Source organism: Brachybacterium huguangmaarense (assembly GCF_025725725.1).
GTDB classification, from domain to species: Bacteria; Actinomycetota; Actinomycetes; order Actinomycetales; family Dermabacteraceae; genus Brachybacterium; species Brachybacterium huguangmaarense.
The window spans coordinates 3115235-3136745 of record NZ_CP107020.1 but is presented as its reverse complement, the minus strand read 5'-3'; the positions used below and the strand labels follow the sequence as shown (position 1 = coordinate 3136745).

The 21511-nt window shown below is 72.0% G+C and carries 17 protein-coding genes; 10 read left to right on the top strand and 7 right to left on the bottom strand.

The annotated features are described in order from the left end of the window. Positions 1-48 precede the first annotated feature (48 nt). From ettA to BRM3_RS14430, 6 genes are all read left to right on the top strand, one after another. Positions 49-1731, top strand: coding sequence for an energy-dependent translational throttle protein EttA (gene ettA, locus BRM3_RS14455; protein WP_263593994.1), 1683 nt, complete (start codon positions 49-51; stop codon positions 1729-1731). Positions 1732-1966: 235 nt separating this feature from the next. After that, positions 1967-4525: an alpha-glucan family phosphorylase gene (gene glgP, locus BRM3_RS14450; RefSeq protein ID WP_263593993.1), complete on the top strand. Its 2559-nt coding sequence runs from the start codon at positions 1967-1969 to the stop codon at positions 4523-4525. Continuing rightward, positions 4525-5385, top strand: coding sequence for a carbohydrate ABC transporter permease (locus BRM3_RS14445; RefSeq protein ID WP_318152416.1), 861 nt, complete (start codon positions 4525-4527; stop codon positions 5383-5385). The genes glgP and BRM3_RS14445 overlap by 1 nt, the downstream gene beginning before the upstream one ends. 5 nt (positions 5386-5390) lie before the next feature. Then, positions 5391-6242: a carbohydrate ABC transporter permease gene (locus tag BRM3_RS14440; protein ID WP_263593991.1), complete on the top strand. Its 852-nt coding sequence runs from the start codon at positions 5391-5393 to the stop codon at positions 6240-6242. 140 nt (positions 6243-6382) lie between these two features. Continuing rightward, positions 6383-7708, top strand: a complete 1326-nt coding sequence (locus tag BRM3_RS14435) for an ABC transporter substrate-binding protein (protein WP_263593990.1) — start codon at positions 6383-6385, stop codon at positions 7706-7708. A 431-nt stretch (positions 7709-8139) separates the two neighbouring features. Next, positions 8140-8619, top strand: coding sequence for a hypothetical protein (locus BRM3_RS14430; protein ID WP_263593989.1), 480 nt, complete (start codon positions 8140-8142; stop codon positions 8617-8619). 223 nt (positions 8620-8842) lie between these two features. On the opposite strand, the gene BRM3_RS14425 is transcribed toward BRM3_RS14430, so the two are convergent. After that, positions 8843-9754 (bottom strand): acyl-CoA thioesterase, encoded by a 912-nt coding sequence (locus BRM3_RS14425; protein WP_263593988.1) that lies wholly within the window; start codon positions 9752-9754, stop codon positions 8843-8845. Between the two features lie 40 nt (positions 9755-9794). On the opposite strand from BRM3_RS14425, the gene BRM3_RS14420 reads away from it, so the two are divergent. After that, on the top strand, positions 9795-10280 hold the full coding sequence (locus tag BRM3_RS14420) for an acyl-CoA thioesterase (RefSeq protein ID WP_263593987.1): 486 nt from the start codon (positions 9795-9797) through the stop codon (positions 10278-10280). Positions 10281-10385: 105 nt separating this feature from the next. Here BRM3_RS14420 and BRM3_RS14415 read toward each other — a convergent pair whose 3' ends face one another. From BRM3_RS14415 to BRM3_RS14390, 6 genes are all read right to left on the bottom strand, one after another. After that, positions 10386-10859, bottom strand: coding sequence for a globin (locus tag BRM3_RS14415; RefSeq protein WP_263593986.1), 474 nt, complete (start codon positions 10857-10859; stop codon positions 10386-10388). Positions 10860-10902: 43 nt separating this feature from the next. Continuing rightward, the gene (locus BRM3_RS14410) at positions 10903-11835 is read right to left on the bottom strand and encodes a mechanosensitive ion channel family protein (protein WP_263593985.1); all 933 of its coding nucleotides are present in this window, start codon (positions 11833-11835) and stop codon (positions 10903-10905) included. Between the two features lie 168 nt (positions 11836-12003). Continuing rightward, positions 12004-14559, bottom strand: a complete 2556-nt coding sequence (gene pepN / locus BRM3_RS14405) for an aminopeptidase N (RefSeq protein ID WP_263593984.1) — start codon at positions 14557-14559, stop codon at positions 12004-12006. 55 nt (positions 14560-14614) lie between these two features. Continuing rightward, the gene (locus BRM3_RS14400) at positions 14615-15268 is read right to left on the bottom strand and encodes a DUF402 domain-containing protein (protein ID WP_263593983.1); all 654 of its coding nucleotides are present in this window, start codon (positions 15266-15268) and stop codon (positions 14615-14617) included. A 147-nt stretch (positions 15269-15415) separates the two neighbouring features. Next, positions 15416-17302 carry an ABC transporter ATP-binding protein gene (locus tag BRM3_RS14395; RefSeq protein WP_263593982.1) on the bottom strand — a complete coding sequence of 629 codons (1887 nt, stop codon included), beginning with the start codon at positions 17300-17302 and terminating at the stop codon, positions 15416-15418. Next, positions 17299-19086, bottom strand: coding sequence for an ABC transporter transmembrane domain-containing protein (locus tag BRM3_RS14390; RefSeq protein ID WP_263593981.1), 1788 nt, complete (start codon positions 19084-19086; stop codon positions 17299-17301). Before BRM3_RS14390 ends, BRM3_RS14395 begins: the two co-directional genes overlap by 4 nt. A 159-nt stretch (positions 19087-19245) precedes the next feature. Between BRM3_RS14390 and BRM3_RS14385 the strand changes: the two genes are divergently transcribed. Genes BRM3_RS14385 through BRM3_RS14375 form a run of 3 tightly spaced genes read left to right on the top strand, consistent with a single transcriptional unit; the run spans position 19246 to position 21428 of the window. Beyond that, on the top strand, positions 19246-19854 hold the full coding sequence (locus BRM3_RS14385) for a mycothiol-dependent nitroreductase Rv2466c family protein (RefSeq protein ID WP_263593980.1): 609 nt from the start codon (positions 19246-19248) through the stop codon (positions 19852-19854). 58 nt (positions 19855-19912) lie between these two features. Further along, on the top strand, positions 19913-20380 hold the full coding sequence (locus BRM3_RS14380; protein WP_263593979.1) for a ribose-5-phosphate isomerase: 468 nt from the start codon (positions 19913-19915) through the stop codon (positions 20378-20380). After that, on the top strand, positions 20373-21428 hold the full coding sequence (locus BRM3_RS14375) for an Fpg/Nei family DNA glycosylase (protein WP_263593978.1): 1056 nt from the start codon (positions 20373-20375) through the stop codon (positions 21426-21428). The genes BRM3_RS14380 and BRM3_RS14375 overlap by 8 nt, the downstream gene beginning before the upstream one ends. Positions 21429-21511: the final 83 nt, after the last annotated feature.

Genomic DNA, 21511 nt, shown 5'->3' with positions numbered 1-21511 from the left:
GCCGGCCGCGTGCGCCGCTGCCCCATCCGCATTCGACCAGGAGAAGTGTTGGCAGAGTTCATCTACACCATGTACAAGGCCCGCAAGGCCGTCGGCGATAAGGTCATCCTCGATGACGTCACCATGAGCTTCTATCCGGGCGCCAAGATCGGCATGGTCGGCCCCAACGGCGCCGGCAAGTCCACGATCCTCAAGATCATGGCCGGCCTCGACCAGCCCTCCAACGGCGAGGCCCGCCTCTCGCCCGGCTACAGCGTGGGCATCCTGCTCCAGGAGCCGCCGCTCGACGAGTCCAAGACGGTCCTCGAGAACGTCCAGGAGGGCATGGGCGACCTGTACCGCAAGGTCCAGCGCTTCAACGCGATCGGCGAGGAGATGGCCGAACCCGACGCCGACTTCGACGCGCTCATGGCCGAGATGGGCACCCTGCAGACCGCGATCGACAACGCCAACGGCTGGGACCTCGACTCCCAGCTCGAGCAGGCGATGGACGCCCTGCGCTGCCCGCCCGGGGACGAGCCCGTCACCCATCTGTCCGGTGGCGAGCGGCGCCGCGTCGCCCTGTGCAAGCTGCTGCTCGAGAAGCCGGACCTGCTCCTGCTCGACGAGCCCACCAACCACCTCGACGCCGAGAGCGTGCTGTGGCTCGAGCAGCACCTCCAGCAGTACGAGGGCGCCGTCATCGCCGTCACCCACGACCGGTACTTCCTGGACCACGTGGCCCAGTGGATCGCCGAGGTCGATCGCGGCCACCTCTACCCCTACGAGGGCAACTACTCCACCTATCTGGAGAAGAAGGAGGAGCGTCTGCAGGTCCAGGGCAAGAAGGACGCCAAGCTCGCCAAGCGCCTCAAGGAGGAGCTCGAGTGGGTGCGGTCGAACTCCAAGGGGCGCCAGGCCAAGTCGAAGGCCCGTCTGGCCCGCTACGAGGAGATGGCCGCCGAGGCCGAGCGCACCCGCAAGCTCGACTTCGAGGAGATCACGATCCCGCCGGGCCCGCGCCTGGGCACCGTCGTGATCGACGCCAAGAACATCCGCAAGGGCTTCGGGGACCGCGTGCTCATCGAGGACCTGTCGTTCTCGCTCCCGCCCAACGGCATCGTCGGCGTCATCGGCCCCAACGGCGTCGGCAAGACCACGCTGTTCAAGACGATCGTGGGTCTCGAGCCGCTCGACGCGGGCGACCTCAAGATCGGCGAGACCGTGAAGCTGAGCTACGTCGACCAGAACCGCGAGAACATCGACCCCGAGAAGAACCTGTGGGAGGTCGTCTCCGACGGTCTCGACTTCATCCAGGTCGGCAAGGTCGAGATCCCCTCGCGCGCCTATGTCTCGCAGTTCGGCTTCAAGGGCCCCGACCAGCAGAAGAAGGCCGGCGTGCTCTCGGGCGGCGAGCGCAACCGCCTCAACCTCGCGCTCACCCTCAAGCAGGGCGGCAACGTGCTCCTGCTCGACGAGCCCACCAACGACCTCGACGTGCAGACCCTCGGCTCGCTCGAGAACGCGCTGCTCGAGTTCCCCGGCTGCGCCGTCGTGGTCTCCCACGACCGCTGGTTCCTCGACCGCGTGGCCACGCACATCCTGGCCTACGAGGGCACCGAGGAGGACCCCTCGGCGTGGTACTGGTTCGAGGGCAACTTCGAGGCCTACGAGAAGAACAAGGTCGACCGCCTGGGCGAGGACGTGGCGCGCCCGCATCGCGTCACCCACCGTCGCCTGACCCGCGACTGAGTCTCTCCGACCCGCCCGCAGGGCCCCGCACCCGACGGTGCGGGGCCCTGCGCCGTCCCGGCCTCGACCCCTCCTCGTGCAAGAACTTGCGAACGTCCTCCCGGAGACCCCTCCGTCCCTGCCCGCCCTCGGACGAATCCGTGCTGGCCACCCGCATGGCACGTGGCGGACCGCACAGCGGACGGGATATGGGAGTGTCTGCAAGACGCCGAGACCGTCCGGTACCCTCGGGCGCATGAAGCCGATCAGCACGATCACCGTCGCCTCCGACCTGCCCGCCTCGCTCGCGCCGCTCCGCGATCTGGCGATGAACCTGCGCTGGGCCTGGCGCCGCCAGACGCTCGACCTGTTCCGGTCGATCGACGAGGAGGCCTTCGAGCGCAGCGGCGAGAACCCGATCGCGATGCTCCCGCTCGTGCCCGCGAGCCGCCTCGCGCAGCTCGCCCGCGACGAGCGCTTCGGACAGCGCATGCGCGCCGAGCTCGGTGATCTGCACACCTACATGACCTCGGACCGCTGGTTCCAGCGTGCGACCTCCGCCGACAACGGCCCGGTCCCCGCCGTCGCGTACTTCTCGATGGAGTTCGGCATCACCGAGACCCTCCCGATCTACTCGGGCGGCCTCGGCATCCTCGCGGGCGACCACCTCAAGTCCGCCTCGGACCTCGGCGTCCCGCTCGTCGCGATCGGCCTGCTCTACCAGTGGGGCTACTTCTCCCAGAGCCTGGACCGCAACGGCTGGCAGCAGGAGAACTACAAGCTCAACGACCCCTCGAAGCTCGCGATCGAGCCCGTGGCCGGCGCCGACGGCGAGCAGCTGACCGTGTCGGTGCAGCTCCCCGGCGACCGCGACGTCGCGATCGCCGTGTGGAAGGCCCAGGTCGGCCGCGTCCCGCTGCTGCTGCTCGACACGAACGTCGAGGGCAACGACGAGGCGGCCCGCGCCATCACCGACCGCCTCTACGGCGGCGACCACGAGCACCGCATCGTCCAGGAGATCGTGCTCGGCATCGGCGGCGTGCGCGCCGTGCACGCGTACGCCCAGGCCACGGGCCACCCGGAGCCGCAGGTGTTCCACCTCAACGAGGGCCACGCGGGCTTCTCGGGCCTCGAGCGCATCGGCGAGCTGATGCAGCAGGGGGCAGGGTTCGACGAGGCGCTCTCCGAGGTCCGCACGGGCACCGTCTTCACCACGCACACGCCGGTCCCGGCGGGCATCGACCGCTTCGACGTGGGCGAGCTGCGCCGCTACCTCGACGCCGACGACGCGGGCATCTCGCGGCTCGTCCCGACCCTCCCGGTCGAGGCCGCGCTCGCGCTCGGTCAGGAGGACGGCGGCACCGTCTTCAACATGGCGCACATGGGCTTCCGGCTCGCCCAGCGCTCCAACGGCGTGTCCCGCCTGCACGGCGCCGTCTCGCGCGCGATGTTCCAGGACCTGTACCCCGGCTTCGACGTCGCCGAGGTGCCGATCGGCTCGGTCACCAACGGCGTGCACCGTCGCACCTGGGTCAGCGCCCCCATGGACGACCTCTACAAGAAGGCCATGGGCGACATCGACATCTCGGGCACGGGGGACTGGAGCCAGCTCGGCCAGCTCACCGACCACGACCTCGTCGACACCCGCAACCGCCTGCGCGCCGACCTGGTCACGATGGCGCGCGAGCACATGCGCACCGCGTGGCTGCGTCGCGGCGCCGACGAGGCCGAGCTGTCCTGGGCCCAGGACATCCTCGACCCCGACGTGCTCACGATCGGCTTCGCCCGGCGCGTCTCGACGTACAAGCGCCTGACCCTCATGCTGAACGACCCGGAGCGGCTGCGTCGCATCCTCACCGACGACGAGCGCCCCGTGCAGTTCGTCATCGCCGGCAAGGCCCACCCGGCCGACATCCCCGGCAAGGAGTTCATGCAGAAGCTCGTGCGCTTCGCCGACGAGGCGGGCGTGCGCCACCGCATCGCGTTCCTGCCCGACTACGACATCAAGATGGCCTCGGTGCTCGTGGCCGGGTCGGACGTGTGGCTCAACAACCCGATCCGCCCCGAGGAGGCCTCGGGCACCTCGGGCATGAAGGCCGCCATGAACGGCGGGCTCACGTTCTCGATCTCCGACGGCTGGTGGGACGAGATGGCCACCGACGACACCGGCTGGACCATCCCGACCGTCGAGTCCGGGGACCGCGAGCACCGCGACCGTCTCGAGGCCGACGCGCTGTACGACATCCTCGAGCACCGCATCGCGCCCCTGTTCTACGACCGCGACCAGCAGGGCGTCCCGAGGGGCTGGCTCGAGAAGGTGCGCAGCTCCCTCGTGCAGATCGCGCCCCAGGTCACGGCCGCCCGCATGGTCCGCGACTACGTGACCGACCTGTACCTGCCGGCCGCTGCCGCCTACCGCGCGTTCGCCGACGACCCCTCGCTCAAGGAGACGTTCACGGCGTGGAAGGCCCAGGTCTCCGACGCGTGGCCCCAGGTCTCCGTGACCGACGTGCGCCTCGAGGGCACGCGCGGCGAGGTCGCCCCGACCGGCGCCGAGCTGTCGCTGTCGGCTGCCGTGGAGCTCGCAGGCCTCACGGACGCGGACGTGACGGTCGAGGCCGTCGTCGGGCAGGTCGACGCCGCCGGCGAGCTGGCCGACGTCACCCTGATCCCGCTGCAGCGCGCCGAGGGCGGCCGCTACGGCGCCCGCTTCACCCTCGCCGCGCCCGGCGAGCTCGGCTACACCGTGCGCGTGACGCCGCAGCATCCGGTGCTCGCCTCGCGGGCCGAGCTGGGGCTGGTCGCCACCGCGTGATGCGCGTCAAGCCGCTGATGGCATGGATGCTGGTGGCGCCGAGCCTGCTCGGCGTCACCGCCTTCCTGCTGCTGCCGGTCGTGCTGGCGTTCGTCGTCTCCTTCGCCCGCTGGGACCTCATCGGCACCCCCGAGTTCGCCGGGCTGCAGAACTACACCGAGCTGCTGGGCAGCGGGGCGCTGGCCAACTCCCTGCTGGTCACGATCGTCTTCACGCTCATCTCGGTGCCCGTGTCGCTCGCGCTCGGGCTCGTGCTCGCGACCCAGCTCGCGCGCGCCCTCCCGGGCTCGGCGCTCGTGCGGGTGCTCGTCGTCGTCCCGTGGGTGTGCGCGCCGCTCGCGCTCGGCGTGGTCTGGAAGTGGATCTTCCAGCCGTCCACGGGCGCGCTCAACGCGATCATCGGCCACCGCGTCGAGTGGCTCACCTCCCCGACGCTCGCCCTGCCGGCGGTCGCGTTCGTCGCGATCTGGCAGAACGTCGGCTACGTGTCCCTGTTCTTCCAGGCCGGGCTCACGCGCATCCCCGACTCGATCTACGAGGCCGCCGAGCTCGACGGGGCGGGTCCGGCCCGCCGCCTGTGGTCGATCACGGTGCCGCTGCTGCGACCCACCACGTTCTTCCTCGCCGTCACCCAGGTGGTCGCGAGCTTCCAGGTGTTCGACACCGTGTACGCGCTCACCGGGGGAGGGCCCGAGCACCGCACCGAGGTGATCGCCTCGCTCATCTACAACGAGGCGTTCACGTCGTTCCGGGTGGGCCGGGCGAGCGCGGCCGCCGTGATCCTGTTCGTCCTGCTCGTCGTGATCACCGTCGTCCAGCAGCGGTACTTCTCCCGCCGCATCACCTACGACCTGAGCTGAGACCCATGGCCTCGAGACGCTCCTCCCTGCACGCCCGCTCGACGGCGGGCATGATCGCGACGTACGCGGTGCTCGTCGTGTCGGCGGTGCTGACGCTCGCGCCGTTCGTGCTGTCGGTCGTCACGGGCCTGACGAGCGCGCGCCAGTTCGCCCAGCAGGGCCCCCTGCACCTGCCGTCCCCGCCGACCTTCGAGAACGTCGCCCGCCTCTTCACGGGCGAGAACAGCTTCGTCACGCCCCTCGTGGTCACGGTGCAGATGGTCGTCGTGATCCTGGTGGGGCAGATGGTGTTCTCCATCCTCGCCGCCTACGCCTTCGCGCTCCTGCGCTTCCCCGGGCGCGACCTGCTGTTCTGGGTCTACGTCGCGACCCTCATGGTCCCGCAGGTCGTGGTGGTCGTGCCGCTGTACCTGATGATGGCCCAGGCCGACATGCGCAACACGTTCTGGGCGCTCGTGCTGCCGTTCGTGTTCGGCTCGCCGTACGCGATCTTCCTGCTGCGCGAGAACTTCCGCGGCATGCCCACCGAGCTCATCGACGCGATGCGCGTGGACGGGGCCGGCACCCTGCGCCTGCTGTGGAACCTCGTGATCCCGCTCAACCGCCCGATCATCGTCACGCTCGTCCTGATCACGGCGGTGACGCACTGGAACTCGTTCATGTGGCCGCTCATCATCACGTCCGGTCCGCAGTGGCGCACCGTCACGGTCGCGACCGCGAGCCTGCAGAGCCAGTACAACAACAACTGGACCCTCGTGATGGCGGCCACGACCCTCGCGATGATCCCGCTCGTGGTGCTGTTCGTCGTCTTCCAGCGCCAGATCACGCGGTCGATCGGCGCCTCCCAGCTGCGCTGAGCGCGAGCCCTGCGGCCGGGGGAGCAGCGGTGGGCGCCGCGCGGGCGTGAGCGGGAGCGCGGCGGGCCGCGTCGGCCAGGCACAATGGGTGGCATCGCCCGGCGGCGAACCGCCAGGCCTCCTGTACGGAAGGACTCCCCATGCTCACCCGTCGCCATCTCCTGACCGCCCTCGGTGTCACCGGCATCGCCACCGCCGCGGCCGCCTGCTCGCCCTCGGGCTCCTCCGGCGGCTCCGACGGCGACCAGAAGACCCTCACCTTCCGCCTCTGGGACGACACGGCCAAGGCCGCCTACCAGGAGTCCTTCGAGAAGTTCAGCAAGGACTCCGGCTGGAAGGTCACGATCGACGTCGTCCCGTGGGACGAGTACTGGAAGCAGCTCTCGCTCGACGTGGGCAGCTCCGAGGCCGCCGACGTGTACTGGATGAACTCGGCCAACTACGTCCAGTTCCAGCAGTCCGGCAACCTCATGAACATCTCCGACGTCGTCAAGGACGACACCGACAAGTGGGTGAAGTCCGTCGTGGACCTCTACACGCGCGACGGCGCGCTGTGGGGCGTGCCGCAGCTGTGGGACTCGATCGCGCTGTTCTACAACAAGAAGCTCACCGACGCCGCGGGCGTCGATCCCACCCAGCTGCGCTTCGACCCCGCCGCCGACACCGACCCGCTGCGCGACGCCGGCCGCGCCCTCACCGTCGACGGCGCCGGCAAGCATCCCGGCGAGGACGGCTTCGACGCCAACAGCCGCAGCCAGTACGGCTTCAACTCCCAGGCCGACCGCCAGGCGATCATCGGCCCCTTCCTCGCCTCCAACGGCGCCCAGTGGGAGGACAGCGACGACAAGTACGCGTTCGCGACCGACCAGGGCATCGCGGCCTTCCAGTACATGGCCGACCTCGTCAACGTCGACCAGATCGCGCCGAGCGCCGCGGACACCAACGAGAACGGCGACTTCACGCGCGACCTGTTCACCCAGGGCAAGCTCGGGCTGTTCCAGTCCGGCCCCTACAACCTCAAGAACGTGGCCGACGGCGTCGCCGGCTCCTTCGACTGGGCCATCGCCCCCATGGTGGCCGGCCCGGCGGGCGCCAAGTCGCTCGTGCACGGCGTCACCGCGGTCGGCAACGCCCGCGCGCAGGACGACAAGATCGAGGGCATCAAGAAGCTGCTGATGTGGCTCGGCTCGGCCGACGGCCAGCGCCCGCTCGGCGAGCAGGGCGTCGCGTTCCCCGCGCACTCGGATGCGCAGGGCGCATTCGTCGACTACTGGCGCGGCCAGGGCGTCGACGTCCAGCAGTTCATCACGGCGACGCAGGATCCCGCGCCCGCGGACACCGGCGCCAAGGCCAACGCGGGTCTGACCGCCGCGATGCCGATCTTCCAGGAGATCTTCATCGGCCGGAAGACCGCGAAGGACGGCGTGCCCGAGGCGCAGGACGCCGGCAACGACGCCATGAAGTGAGCTGATCGAGGCGCGCACGGGCGCGGGGCGTGGGGCGTGGGCCGGATGGTGTGCCCGTGCCCGTGCCTCTCGCCGGGCTCGGCTCCGGCGCGCGCAGGTCCCGCTCCGTCACCGAGATCGCCGTTTCGGGTGGAATTCTCTGCGGATTCCGCCCGAAACGGCGACCTCGATCCTCCGCGTCCTCGAGACGCTCCGTTCCTCCACGACCTCCTCACACGAGGGCGGTCCCGGCGTGCTCCGTGCCGGGCGAGGCCTGGATACGCTCTCCGCATCGGGCCGGCTCGGGCCCCCGAGGAGGCGGTCATGGCGCAGTTCCCGGTGTGGACCATCGCCGCCGACGTGCTCGCTCCCGGGGTTGCCGCGCTCGTCGGCCGATGACGCCGACGGGAGCCTCGCCGACGAGGAGGAGGGGCCCGTCCGGTGAGGCGCGGATGACCGCACGAACGTCTCGGCGCCCTCGCGGCGTCGGCGTGCTGCTCGTGTCCGCCCTGGCCAGCCTCGCCCTGGCGGGATGTTCGATGTCGGCCGTCGAGGCGGACGACGTGGTCCAGCTCGTCGACCTCGGCGACTCCTGGGGGCGGCCGCTCCCGCGCACGTCGACGCTCGAGAGCGTCGCGACCTCCGAGATCGGGCCGCACGGCGAGCACGACGCCGTCTACGTCTTCACCATCCCGGCCTCCGACGTCGAGGGCGCGTGGGAGCGCGACCGCTTCACGGCGCCGCCGACGCGGACCGAGCGGGATCTCATGGACTCGATCATGGACACGTCCGGGGCCGAGCTGGATCCCGAGCAGCTTCAGGCGCTGCTCTGCCAGGACGAGGTGACCTCCGAGGGCGATCCCGAGGACCACCTGGTCGTGTGCCTGCAGCCGGAGACCAGACGCTACGTCGCCTTCGAGCGCCGCGTCTGACGGGCCCCGCCCGCGCTGCGGGACGGTGAGCGGCGCGCGGGCTTCCGGGCGTCCGTGCTCGCTCCCTCGTGCATCGAGATCGCCTTTTCGGGCGGAATTCCTCTCGAATTCCGCCCGAAAAGGCGACCCCGATGTGCCGACCCCGATGTGCCGACCCCGATGTGCCGACCCCGATGTGCCGACTGCCGGTGCGCCGCGATGCGCCGCGCGGACGCCCGACCGCCTACTGCTTGACGCGGATCATGCCCTCCTGGGTCACGGTCGCCACGAGGCCGCCGCCGCGGTCGAAGAGGCGGCCCTCGGTGAGGCCGCGGCCGCCCGACGCCGACGGCGAGTGCTGGACGTACAGGAGCCATTCGTTGGCGTCGACGTGGCGATGCCACCAGATGCCGTGGTTGATCGTCGCGGCCCGCAGCCCCGGCGTGACCCACGACAGGCCCTGGCGCCGCATGATCGCCTCGAACGGCGTGTAGTCGCTCGCGAAGGCCAGGATCGCGTCGTGCACGAGGGGAGGGGCGTCGATGGGGGCGATCGTGCGCATCCACACCATCTGGGTCGCGCTCGCGCTGCCGTCCGGGCGGATGTAGATGGGGTCGGTGACGTGGCGGATGTCGATGGGACGCTGGGTGGCCCAGTAGCGCGCGACGGGGTGCTCGATCCCGGCGAGCACCTGAGCGGTCGTCGGCAGCCCCTCCGGGTCCGGCGCCTCGGGCGCGCTCTCGCCGTGCTCGAGGCCCTCCTGCTCCTCCTGGAACGAGCCGGTCATCGCGAAGATCATGCGCTCGCCGCCCGTCGGCCGCTCCTGGGAGGCGAGCACGCGGCGCACGGAGAACGAGCCGCCGTCGCGCAGGTCGTCGACCGTGAAGCGGATGGGCACGTCGGGCGCCCCCGCCTCGAGGAAGTACGAGAACGAGGAGTGGATGCGGCGTCCCTCGGGGACCGTGCGGCCCATCGCGACGGTCGCCTGGCCCATCACCTGGCCGCCGAAGACGTGCCCGCCCGGCTGCGGGTTCGAGTAGCCCTGATAGACGTGGTCGTCGATCTCCGCGAGGTCGAGCAGGGCCACCAGGCCCGCGGCGACCTCGCGGGCGTCCGGGGAGGTCAGGTCGGGATCGGGCGCGTCGGGCGTGGTCATGGCCGCCATGCTATGACGCGGCGGGTGAGACCATGACGCCATGGCTCATCTCGACATCACGGTCCCCATGCGCTGGAGCGACATCGACGGCTACGGGCACGTCAACAACTCCGCGATGCTCACGCTCCTCGAGGAGGCCCGCATCCGGGCCTTCTGGGGCGCGCCCGACGAGCAGATCGCGCTCGGCGCCGAGGTCCTGCCGAGCGCGCTGCCCACGTACGACTCGGGCTCGACCGTGCACACCGTGGTCGCGAGCAACCGCATCGAGTACGCGCGCGAGCTCGGCTTCCGCCGCGACGCCGTGATCGTGCGGCTGTGGCTGTCCCGGATCGGGGGTGCGAGCCTGACGATCGACTACCAGGTGCTCACACGCGACGATCCGGAGGGCACGTCGCCCTACGCGACCGCACGCACCGTGATCGTGCTGGTCGACGCCGCGACCGGCCGCCCCACCCGGATCGACGCGGACCTGCGGGCCTCGCTGCGCGACTACGAGGGGGAGCCCCTCCGCTTCCGGGAGGACTGAGCGTCCGCCCCGGGGGACGGACCGGGCACGGGCCCCGGGCGTCCTGCCGATCGCGGCGCGCCGCCCCGGCGGACGGACCCGGCGGGGCGGCGCGCCGCGAGCGGCTCAGTCCAGCGTGCCCGGGATCTGCTGCCCGGCCAGCGGCGCCTGGCCGCCGTCGACGGTGTTGACGAGCGAGTGCGCGGCCCGCTCGAGGTAGTCCCGGAGGGTCTCGGCGTGCAGGGGCGGCAGCTCGAGCGCGTCGACCGCCGCGTTCATGTGGCCCAGCCACGCGTCGCGCGCGGCGGGCGAGACCGGGAACACGGCGTGACGGATCCGCAGGCGCGGGTGGCCGCGTCGCTCCCCGTAGGTCTTGGGGCCGCCCCAGTACTGCTCGAGGAACAGGGTGAGGCGCTCGCGTGCGCCGGCGAGATCGGCCTCGGGGTACATCGGCCGCAGCAGCGGGTCGGTCGCGACGCCCTCGTAGAAGCGGTCGACGAGGGCGACGAAGGTGTCGTGCCCGCCGACGGCCTCGTAGAAGGTCTGCTGGGGATCGCCCTCGGGCCCGGTCGGGCCGGAGGGGCGCAGGGGGATGGTCATCGCGTCCTCCGGTCGTCCGAGCGCCCGTGCGGGCCGGGGCGCCTCACGCGGCGGGCTCCGCCACGCGGGGCATCGCGAACTCGATGCCGGCGTCGGAGAAGGCCACCCGCACCCGCTGGCGCAGGTCCTGCTCGACCGCCCACTGCTGGCCGGGCTGGACCTTGGCGACGATGCGGCGCTGGAACCTCGCCCCGTCGACCGAGAGGATGCCCGAGACGGTCGGCTTCTCGATCAGCAGCTCGTGCCAGCTCTCGTCGTCCCAGATCGCGTCGACGACGGAGCCGAGCACCTCGCTCACCTGGGCGTTGCGCGCCTGGTTGGAGATGTCGAGCTGGACCACGGCGTTGGAGTAGCCGCGGGACATGTTGGCGATCCGCACGATCTCGCCGTTGCGAACGGTCCACAGGGCCCCGTCGAGGCTGCGCACCTGGGTGACGCGGAGGTTGATGTTCACGACGGTGCCGGTCGCGTACTCGAGGTCCACGACGTCGCCGACGGCGATGATGTCCTCGAACAGCATCACGACGCCCGCGATCAGGTCCTTGATGATGGTCTGCGCGCCGATGCCGGCGGCCAGGCCGGCGACGCCGAGGCTCGCGATGATGGGGGCGACGTTGACGCCGACCTCGGACAGGATCATGACGACCGCGACGAGGCCGATGACGGCCGAGGCGACGTTCACGGCGACGTTGGAGAGGGTCTCGGCCCGCTGCTCGCGGCGGGCCTGGGCCTGCTTGAGCTCGCGCTTGTCACGACGGACCACGGCGTTGGTGACCGAGGACAGCGCGGTCCCGGAGTCCATCATGGTGCGGAAGAAGCGGCCGATCAGCCAGCGCAGGACGACGCGCAGCACGACCGCGACGACGATGATCAGCAGGATCCGCACGCCGCTCGTGGCGAGCCAGGTGAGGAACGAGTCCAGCAGCGAGACGGCCTGGTCGGCCTCGCCGTCGGAGAGGAGCCAGTCGAAATCCATGGAGCCGACCCTAACGAGGACGACTGACCGGTGTCCGGGAGCTGTGACCCATGTATCCGTGGCCGCGCCCGGCCGTCGCCGGGCCGGCCCGTCCGGGCAGGGCCGCGGGCCGGGCACGGCCGTGCCGCCGCCCCCGCATCGAGGACGGCGGCACCGTCGCGGCCGCGGTCAGGAGGCCGTGTCGGCCTGCTGCACGCGCAGGGCGCGGGCCACGCCGTCGCGGCCCTCGACGATGGGTCGGCGCAGGCCCAGCGGCGCGTCCTCGTGCTCGGCGAGCCACGCGTCGGCGTGCGCCACCACGTCCTGGCTCGGGAAGGACGACGGGAAGTAGCCCTGGATCAGGCGGTTGGCGATCTCGTTGGAGCGCGCCTCCCACACGTCGTCGAGCATCGTGAAGTACGGGCCCGTGTAGACCTGCACGAGGGCGTCGTCGTGCACGCGCCAGAAGCCCTGCACGACCGCGGTCACCGACTCGTTCGGCAGCACGTCCTCCTCGACGGTCCGGCGCCAGGCCTCGGCCTTGGCGTCCGGCGTGGGGAGGGCGGCGCGCGCCGTGAGGGCGCTCTTGCGGCCGGACTGGGTGTCGTCGTCGGCGAGCACCGCGTCGACGGCCGCCTCGTCGACGGCGCCGAGGGAGGCCAGGGCGATCACGAGCTTCCAGCGCAGGTCCGTGTCGATTCGACGCGCCTCGAGGGCGACGGAGCCGTCGAGCAGCCCCGCGAGCACGCGCTCGTGCGCGGCGCTCACCGCGTGGCGGGCGAAGGCCTCGACGAACTGGAGCTGCGCGTCCGAGCCGCCGCGCGCCTCCTGGGCGAGGGACCACAGGGCGTCCGCGGTGGCCTCGCCGCGGCGCGCCCGATCCGCGGGTGCCGCGTAGCGGCCGGTCACGGCGTCGAGCTGGCCCAGCAGGGTGCGGATCACCGAGGACTGGTCCTCGCCCGTGAGGTTCGCGAGCACGAGCTCGTGGAAGCGCCGCGAGGGCAGCTCGGCATCGCGCACCATGTCCCACGCGGCGCCCCAGATCAGGGTCCGGGCCAGCGGGTCGTCGATGTCGCGCAGATGCTCCATGGCGACCTGCAGCGAGGCCTCGTCCAGGCGCACCTTGGCGTAGGCGAGATCGCCGTCGTTGACGAGCCAGAGATCCGCCGCCTTTCCCTCGAGGGCGGGCACGGGGGTCGAGGCGCCGTCGACGTCGATCTCGACCTCGGAGGTGCGGCGCAGGCGCCCGTCGGCGAGCGTGAAACCGGCGATCCGCAGCCGGTGCGGTCGCAGCGTCGGATGGTCGGCCGGCGCGGTCTGCTCGACCGCGAAGCGGCGCACGACGCCGTCGGCGTCGCGCTCGATGACGGGGCGCAGGGTGGTCACGCCCGCCGTCTCGAGCCACAGCGCCGACCACTCGCGCAGATCGCGGCCGCTCGTGGCCTCGAGCTCGACGAGCAGGTCGTCCAGCTCGGTGTTGGACCACGCGTGCTTGCGGAAGTAGGCGCGCAGGCCCTCGAAGAACGCGTCCTGGCCCACGTAGGCCACGAGCTGGCGCAGCACGGAGGCGCCCTTGGCGTACGTGATGCCGTCGAAGTTGGTCTCGACCGCGTCGAAGTCGACCATGTCGGCGACGATCGGGTGGGTCGAGGGCAGCTGGTCCTGGTTGTAGGCCCACGACTTCTCGCTGCCCGCGAAGGTCGTCCACGCGTCGCGCCAACGCGTCGCCTCGGCCGAGGCGAGCGTCGAGGCGTACTCGGCGAAGGACTCGTTGAGCCACAGGTCGTCCCACCAGCGCATCGTCACGAGGTCGCCGAACCACATGTGGGCGAGCTCGTGGAGGACCGTCAGGTCGCGGCGCTCGCGGATCGCGTCCGAGACGTCGGAGCGGAACACGTAGGACTCGACGTAGGTGATCGCGCCGGGGTTCTCCATCGCGCCCATGTTGTACTCGGGCACGAAGACCTGGTCGTACTTGCGGAACGGGAAGTCGCAGTCGAAGGCCCGCTCGTAGAAGGTGATGCCGGCGGCGGTCACGTCGATGATGTTCTGCGGGTCCAGGTGCTCGGCGAGCGAGGCCCGCGCGTACACGCCCATCGGGATGGTGCGGCCGTCGCGCGTGGTCACGGAGCCCTCGCCGCCCTCGTAGCGTCCCGCGATGAGCGCCGTCAGGTAGGTCGAGATGGGCTCGGTGGGATCGAACGACCAGGTCGCGGTGCCCGTGTCCGCGGGCGTCGGCTCGGGGGTCGGGGCGTTGGAGATGACCCGCCAGTGCTCCGGCGCGGTCACCGTGAAGGTGAAGACGGCCTTGAGGTCGGGCTGCTCGAAGCACGCGAACATGCGCCGGGCGTCGGAGACCTCGAACTGGGTGTAGAGGTACACCTCGTCGTCGACGGGGTCCACGAAGCGGTGCAGGCCCTCGCCGGTGTTCATGTAGGCGCCGTCCGCGAGGACGCGCACGACGTTCTCGCCCTCGGCGAGCGCGGGCAGCTGCACGCGGGCGCCGTCGAAGCGGGAGGCGGGGTCCGCGAGCAGCTCGCCGTTGAGCTCGATCTCGTGCACGGCCGGGGCGATCAGGTCGACGAAGGTCTCGCGCGCCACGCTCGAGCGGAACCGGATGGTGGTCTCGGTGCGGAACGTCGTGGGGCCGCCGGTCAGGTCGAGACGGACGTCGTAGGAGTCCGTGGAGAGGAAGGAGGCGCGTTCGCGCGCCTCCTCACGGGTGAGGTTCTCGGTTGCAGGCATGCCGTCCATCTTGCCACCGGTGCGGGGACGGTCCGTCCGGCGGGGGAGGGCCCTCTCAGCGGGAGGTGAGGTCGAGGTCCCACGTGTAGTGGGAGGGCAGCTCCGGGATCTTCCACGAGGGGTCGGGGAAGAAGTGCTCGAAGCCGGCCTCGAAGGGATAGGCCCAGCTCTCGATGTCCCGCACCGCGCAGCGCCCGGCCCGTCGGATGTCCTCGGCCTCCTCGGCGGAGAAGTAGCCGACGCGCTCGGCGCCCTCGAGCTCGTCCTCGTCCTTGTAGTGCCAGTCGCGACGCGGCAGCACCACGAGGTCCAGCACGAGGTCGCGCGTGCGCACCCCTTCGTCGGTGCGCTCGAAGGGGGTCTCGAGGTTGACGTAGTAGCAGCCCAGGGAGCCGTCGTCCTTGTAGAACAGCCACACCGAGTACGGCTTGTCGGGCAGCCCGATCATGAGGATCCCGTTGCCCGTCCACAGCTGCTTGGACTGCACCCGCGGGGCGGTGAACATGCCCTCGTCACCGGCACGGCGCAGGGCGGCCCCGCTCTCGAGCACGGGCAGCAGCACCTCGGTGCCCGGGGCGATCCACACGACGATCCCGCGGTCGTCGTCGAGCACGACGGTCCCGGGGCGCACGGTGCGGGTGGGGTGTTGAAGGGTGTAGTAGGTCCAGGTCACGTGGTCGCCGGGCGACCAGCGTCGCGTCGAAGGCATCTGAGTTCGTCCAGGCCGGGTCGGCCCCCACGGACCGCACCGAGTCGTCCGGCCGAAGGCCCCGGTGCTCACCTGCCCGCCCGCGAGGGGGAACGTGTATGGGATCGACCATACCCCTTCGCCCCTGGTCCGCCGTGTCCAGCCGCGTCAGCCCTCGCCGGACCACGCGCCCCACAGCCGGGCGTACACGCCGCCGCGCCCGAGCAGCTGCTCGTGGGGCCCTTCCTCGACCACGCGGCCGTCGGCCATGACGAGGATGCGGTCGGCCAGCGCCGCCTGGGACAGGCGGTGGGCGACGATCACGGTCGTGCGTCCCCGCGCGGTCTCGAGGGCCGCCTGCTCGAGGACGCGCGCCCCGGTCGAGCCCTCGTCCGCGGTCGCCTCGTCCATGACGAGGACCTCGGGGTCCTGGAGCACGACGCGGGCGAGCGCGAGCTGCTGGGCCTGCTCGGCCGTGAGCTGCTCGCCCTTCTCGCCCACCTCGGTCTCGATCCCGCGGGGCAGCCGTCGCGCCCAGGTCAGCGCGCCGACCCGGGCGAGGGCCTGCTCGAGCTCGGCGTCGGTCGCCTCCGGCCGGGCCAGACGCAGGTCGGTGGACAGCGGCCCGCGGAAGACGTGCACGTCCTGGCTGACGATCGAGGCGTGCGCGCGGATCGCCTCGAGGTCGGCGCGCGCGAGATCGGCCCCGCCGTGCAGGACCCTGCCGTGGCGCGGCGCGAGGGTGCCCGCGATGATCGAGGCGAGCGTCGACTTGCCGGCGCCCGACGCCCCCACCAGGGCGATCGTCTCGCCCGGCGCGATGTGCAGGTCCAGCGGCTCGAGCACGACCCGCTCGGCGCCCTCGGCGTCGAGGCCGTAGGCGTGGGAGACCCCCGTCAGGTCGATCGAGGCGTCCCGCGGACGCTCGTCGCCGGGGGACGTGGCGGGGTCGATCGTGTCGATCACGCCCACCATGCGGGTGAGGCTCGCGCCCGCGGACTGCACGTCGTCGAGGGTGAAGATCACCATCATCATCGGCCAGATGAGCGAGGTCATGTAGATCCCGGCCGCCGTCACCATGCCGAGCGGGGCGCCGAAGCCGTGGACCATCAGGTAGCCGATGAGCAGCACGCCCGCGATCGCGATGTTCTCGGGCACGTTGATGCCCTTGACCACGCGCGACACGAGCACCACGACCCGCATGCCGAGCACCGCCGCGGCTTTGGACAGCACGGCCACGTGCTGGGTCTCGCGCTGCTCGAGACCGTAGGCGTGCACGGTGCGCGAGCCGTGGATGGCCGAGAGCAGCCCCTGGGCGCGGGCGCCCATCGCGATCCGCTCGCGGCGGTAGATGCGGGCCGAGCGCGGCAGGTACCAGCGCCCCGCGACGATGTACATCGGCACGATGAGGGCCACCAGGAGCAGCAGCCAGGGCGACAGGGTCGCCATCCCGATCAGGGTGACCACCACGAAGAAGGCGGTCTGCACGAGCGTGGGCACGACGTTGTTGACGGCGCGCGCGGTCACGTCGACGTCGTCGGCGACCCGCGAGAGGGCGTCGCCGATGCCGGCCTGCTCCATGGTCTGGGCGGGCAGGTCGAGCGCCCGGTCGATCACGTCCTCGCGCATCCCGGCGAGGATGCGCTGACCCAGGGCGCTCACCTGCGCCCACGCGAGCGCGGAGAACACGGCCTGCAACGCGCCCGCGACCACGATGAGCGTGCCGAGGCGCCACAGGGCCCGGCCGTCGCCCGCGGTCACGACGTCGACGGCCTGCCCGATCAGGCGTGGCAGCCAGGCCGCGCACAGCGAGGCGATCGTGCTCGTGAGCACCATGAGCGCGGTCGCCACGGCGTGCTCGCGCAGCCGGGCGCCCATGAAGCGCGCGGCCGTGCGGCCGCTCGCGATCGGCAGCAGGGAGGCGTGCTCGGCGAGCTGCCGGCGCGCCGTCTCGTCGGAGTCGGCGGTCGAGGTCGAGGTGAGGTCGGCCGGCACGGCCTGCCAGTCCGCGCGCGTCAGCCCGAGCGCGCCGGAGGCGGAGGGGGTCGTGCTCATCGCTGCACCGCCTCTCGGTAGTGGTCGTCGTCCATCAGATCGGTGTGGGTGCCCTGGGCCGCGACGCGGCCGTCGCGCACGAAGACGACGCGGTCGGCCTCGCGCAGCAGGGCCGGCGCGCGCGTGAGCACGAGCGTGGCCCGATCGGGCAGGCGCCGGGCCGCCGTGAGGGCCTCGGCGATGTGCTGCTCGGTGACGGCGTCGACAGCGGTGGTCGGGTCCTGCAGGACGAGCACCGGGGCGTCGGCCGCGACCGCGCGCGCGAGCGCGATGCGCTGGCGCTGTCCGCCCGACAGGTTGGCGCCGCGGTCCAGGATCCGCGAGTCGAAGCCGTCGGGCAGGATGCGCAGCATGTCCTCGGCGCCCGCCGCGTGCAGCGCGGCGTCCGCCCAGGCGTCGTCGCTCCCGTCGGTCGCGGCGCCGCGCGGCACGCGCGTGGCGAGCTGGTCGCGCAGCGTGCCGTCGAACAGGTCCACGCGGTGCGGCTCGACCAGGAGGTCGGCGCGGGCCTCCTCGGGATCGAGGGAGGCCACGGCGCGCTCGCCGAGGCGGGCGCCGGGGGCGCCTCCCGTCACGACCTCGAGCAGGGCGTCGGCGTCGGCGAGGTCGCCGCACGCGACCGCGACCACGTGGCCGTCGGGGACCTCGAGGTCCACGCCCTCGAGGGTGCCGTGGTCGGCGTCGGCGATCCGCAGGCCGCCCGCGCCGGCGCGGCGCGGCGCCCGGCCCTCGGCGCCGCCCGAGGGGGTGAGCTCCTGCAGGCGCGGGTCGTCGACCGTCCAGCCGAGGTCGGCGAGCAGGTCGCGCACACGGCGGGCGGACGTCGAGATGCTCGCCCACCACACCGGCACACCGGACAGGCCCTGGAGCTGGCCCATGATCGAGCGGGTCACGCCGACCACGGCGATCAGGGTGCCGAGCGTCATCACCCCGCTCAGGGTGTGGCGGGCGGCGATCACGACGACGGCCGCGAGCATCACGGCGGTCACGAGCGTGGTGAGGCCGCTCGAGACCCCGGAGAAGCGGGCGTTGGTCAGGGCCGCCCGCAGGGCCGTGCGCGACTGCTCCCGATAGCGGGCCCGGGCGCGGGACTGCACGCCGAGGCCCTGCAGCACCCGCAGACCCTGCACGAGGTCGGTCGCGGTGGCCGCCGCCTCGGCCGCCTCGGACTGCTGGGCGTCGTAGCGGCGGGAGAGCACGGGGGAGACCACGCGGATCACGATGACCAGGGCGAGCAGGCCCAGGAAGAGGGTCAGGCCGAGCCACAGGTCCAGGATCGTGAACCAGACGGCGCAGCCGAGCACGACGGCGGAGGCGGGGAACGCCCACGGCAGCATGTCGAGGATGTCCGAGGCCTTGTCGGCGTCGGAGGTCGCGATCGAGAGCACCTCGCCCGCGGGGCGGTCCGCCGTGGACGACCGCGGGTCGAGCACCGCCGCGGTCGCGACCACGCGCAGGCGGTGGCGCTCGCGCATGCGCCCCTCCTGCGAGCGCAGGAACACGTCGACCCAGGTGAACATGCCCAGCACGCGCGCGGCGACGATCGCGAGGGCGCCGAGGACCGTGATCAGGAGGTCGCCCGCGATGATGCCGCGGTCGATGACGATGCCGAGGCCGATGGGCACGACGATCTCGATGCCCTCGGAGTAGATGGACAGGGGCAGCACGCGGATCAGCATCCGGCGGTTGGCGCGCACGATCGAGCGAAGGACCGAGCGGGAGGCGGCGTGCGCGGCGGCGGGATCAGGCGTCGCGGAGGAGGCGACGGGGAAGGGGGACGACACGCATCGATCCAATCGGTCCGATCGCCTCGGGCGCAACGCAATTGACGTGGTTCCGCTCACGCGCCCCGGGCGGCGGCCGTCCCGGTGACCGGTGACACAATGGACGACATCGACTGCACCCACCCTCCCGGCGCCCCGCGCCGGAGAACGGAGACGACGATGCCCGCTCAGGACGTCACGCTGTACTTCGACCCCATCTGCCCGTTCGCCTGGATGACGAGCCGCTGGTTGCTGCACGCCGCCGAGGTCCGCGACGTCAACCCCGTGTTCTCGGTCATGAGCCTCGCCGTGCTCAACGAGGGACGTGACCTCCCCGAGGACTACCGCCGCTCGATGGACGAGGCCTGGGGCCCCGCCCGCGTGGCCCTCAAGGTCGAGCAGTCGGCCTCCCAGGAGCAGCTCGCCGCGTTCTACACCGCCTTCGGCGAGGACTACCACGTGGGCGACTCGGGCGATCGTCGCGGGTCGACCGCGACCGCCCTGGCGACCGCCGGCCTGCCGGCCGAGTGGCTCGACGCGTACGACTCCGCGGACCTCGACGAGGACCTGCGCGCGGCCCAGCGCGCCGTGGTCGACATGGTGGGCGACGAGGTGGGCACGCCGGTCGTGTCCTTCGGCGAGGGCGTGGCCTACTTCGGTCCCGTCATCTCCCCGGCCCCCAAGGGCGAGCAGGCCGGGATCCTGTTCGACGCGCTCGCCGCGGCGACGACGGTCCCCGGCTTCTTCGAGCTCAAGCGCACGCGCGACCACGGCCCCGACTTCTCCTGATCACCTGGCCGCGGTCCGCCCCGGCGGGCCGCGGCCCGACCGCGAAAGGCATTTCGACATGCGTGTCCACATCGGCACCGACCACGCCGGCTTCGAGCTCAAGAACCGGCTCGTCGCCTCCCTCACCGCCAAGGGCCACGAGGTCACCGACCACGGCGCCCACGAGTACGACGCCGTCGACGACTACCCGCCGTTCTGCACGGCCGTCGGCGAGGGCGTCGTCGCCGACGCCGGCTCCCTCGGCATCGTGATCGGCGGCAGCGGCAACGGCGAGCAGATCGCGGCGAACAAGGTGAAGGGGGTGCGCGCCGCCCTCGTGTGGAACGAGGACACGGCGACCCTGGCCCGCCAGCACAACGACGCCAACGTCATCTCCGTGGGCGCCCGCCAGCACAGCGAGGACGAGCTCGAGCACCTGATCGACCTGTTCCTCGCGACGCCGTTCAGCGGCGACGAGCGCCACGTGCGGCGCATCGGCCTCATCGCCCGGTACGAGGAGACCGGCGGGTACGGGGCCCGTGCCTGAGGGGCACACCGTCCATCGCCTCGCCGACGCGTTCGAGCAGGGCTTCGGGGGTCGGCGGGTCCGGGTCTCGAGCCCGCAGGGCCGCTTCGCCGCCGAGGCCGAGCGCCTCGACGGGCAGGTGCTCGTGGAGGCCGAGGCGGTCGGCAAGCACCTGCTGCTCGGCTTCGCCCCCTCGGCGGACACGGCTCTGACCGATCCCGCCGTCTCGTTCGTGCACGTCCATCTGGGCCTGTACGGCTCGTGGACCTTCGCCGGCGACGCCGGCTTCGCGTCGGCCCCCGCGATCGGGGCGCCGCGACGCCGGGTCGGGGAGGTCGAGGGCGATCTCGACGTCGAGCAGGACTGGCGGCGTCTCGTGCCGCGCGCGACCGTGCGGGTGAGGATCGCCGGCCCCGACGGGCTCGCCGATCTGACGGGGCCCACCGCATGCGAGCTCTACGACGCCACGCAGCGCGAGGCGCTCCTCACGCGCCTGGGGCCCGACCCCCTGCGGCGCGACGCCGATCCGTCGCGCTTCGTGCAGAAGGTGCGACGCTCGCGCAGCGGCATCGGCGTGCTGCTCATGAACCAGGACGTGATCGCAGGGGCGGGCAACATCTACCGCGCCGAGGCCCTGTTCCGCGCCCGCCTCGACCCCTTCGTGCCGGGGGAGCACCTCACGGCCTCGCTCGTCGAGGGGATCTGGGAGGACCTGTCGGCGCTCATGGACTACGGCGCCCGCACCGGCCGGATCGTCACGACGGAGCCGGAGCACCGCGACATCGAGGCGCGCATCGTCGAACGCTCCCGCGGGACCCGGCAGAACGGCGACGACGATCCCGCGGTGGTGCCGCGCGAGAAGTCGTTCTACGTCTACCACCGTCAGACGCTGCCGTGCCGCCTGTGCGCGACGACCGTGCGCTCCGCCGAGCTCGCCGGGCGCACCGTGTTCTGGTGCCCCCGCTGCCAGAGCGTGCGCTCGCGCCGGGCCGTCTGGTCGCGCGAGCACCCCGCGGCCGCGTGGGCGCTCCCCGGCGAGGGCCTCGGGAGCGGGACGGCGGGGGACTGAGGCGACGGGGCGCCGATCGATATCGCCGGGCCCCCGGACGCTTCACCTGCGCGGACACATCGAGATCGCGTCTTCCGGCGGAA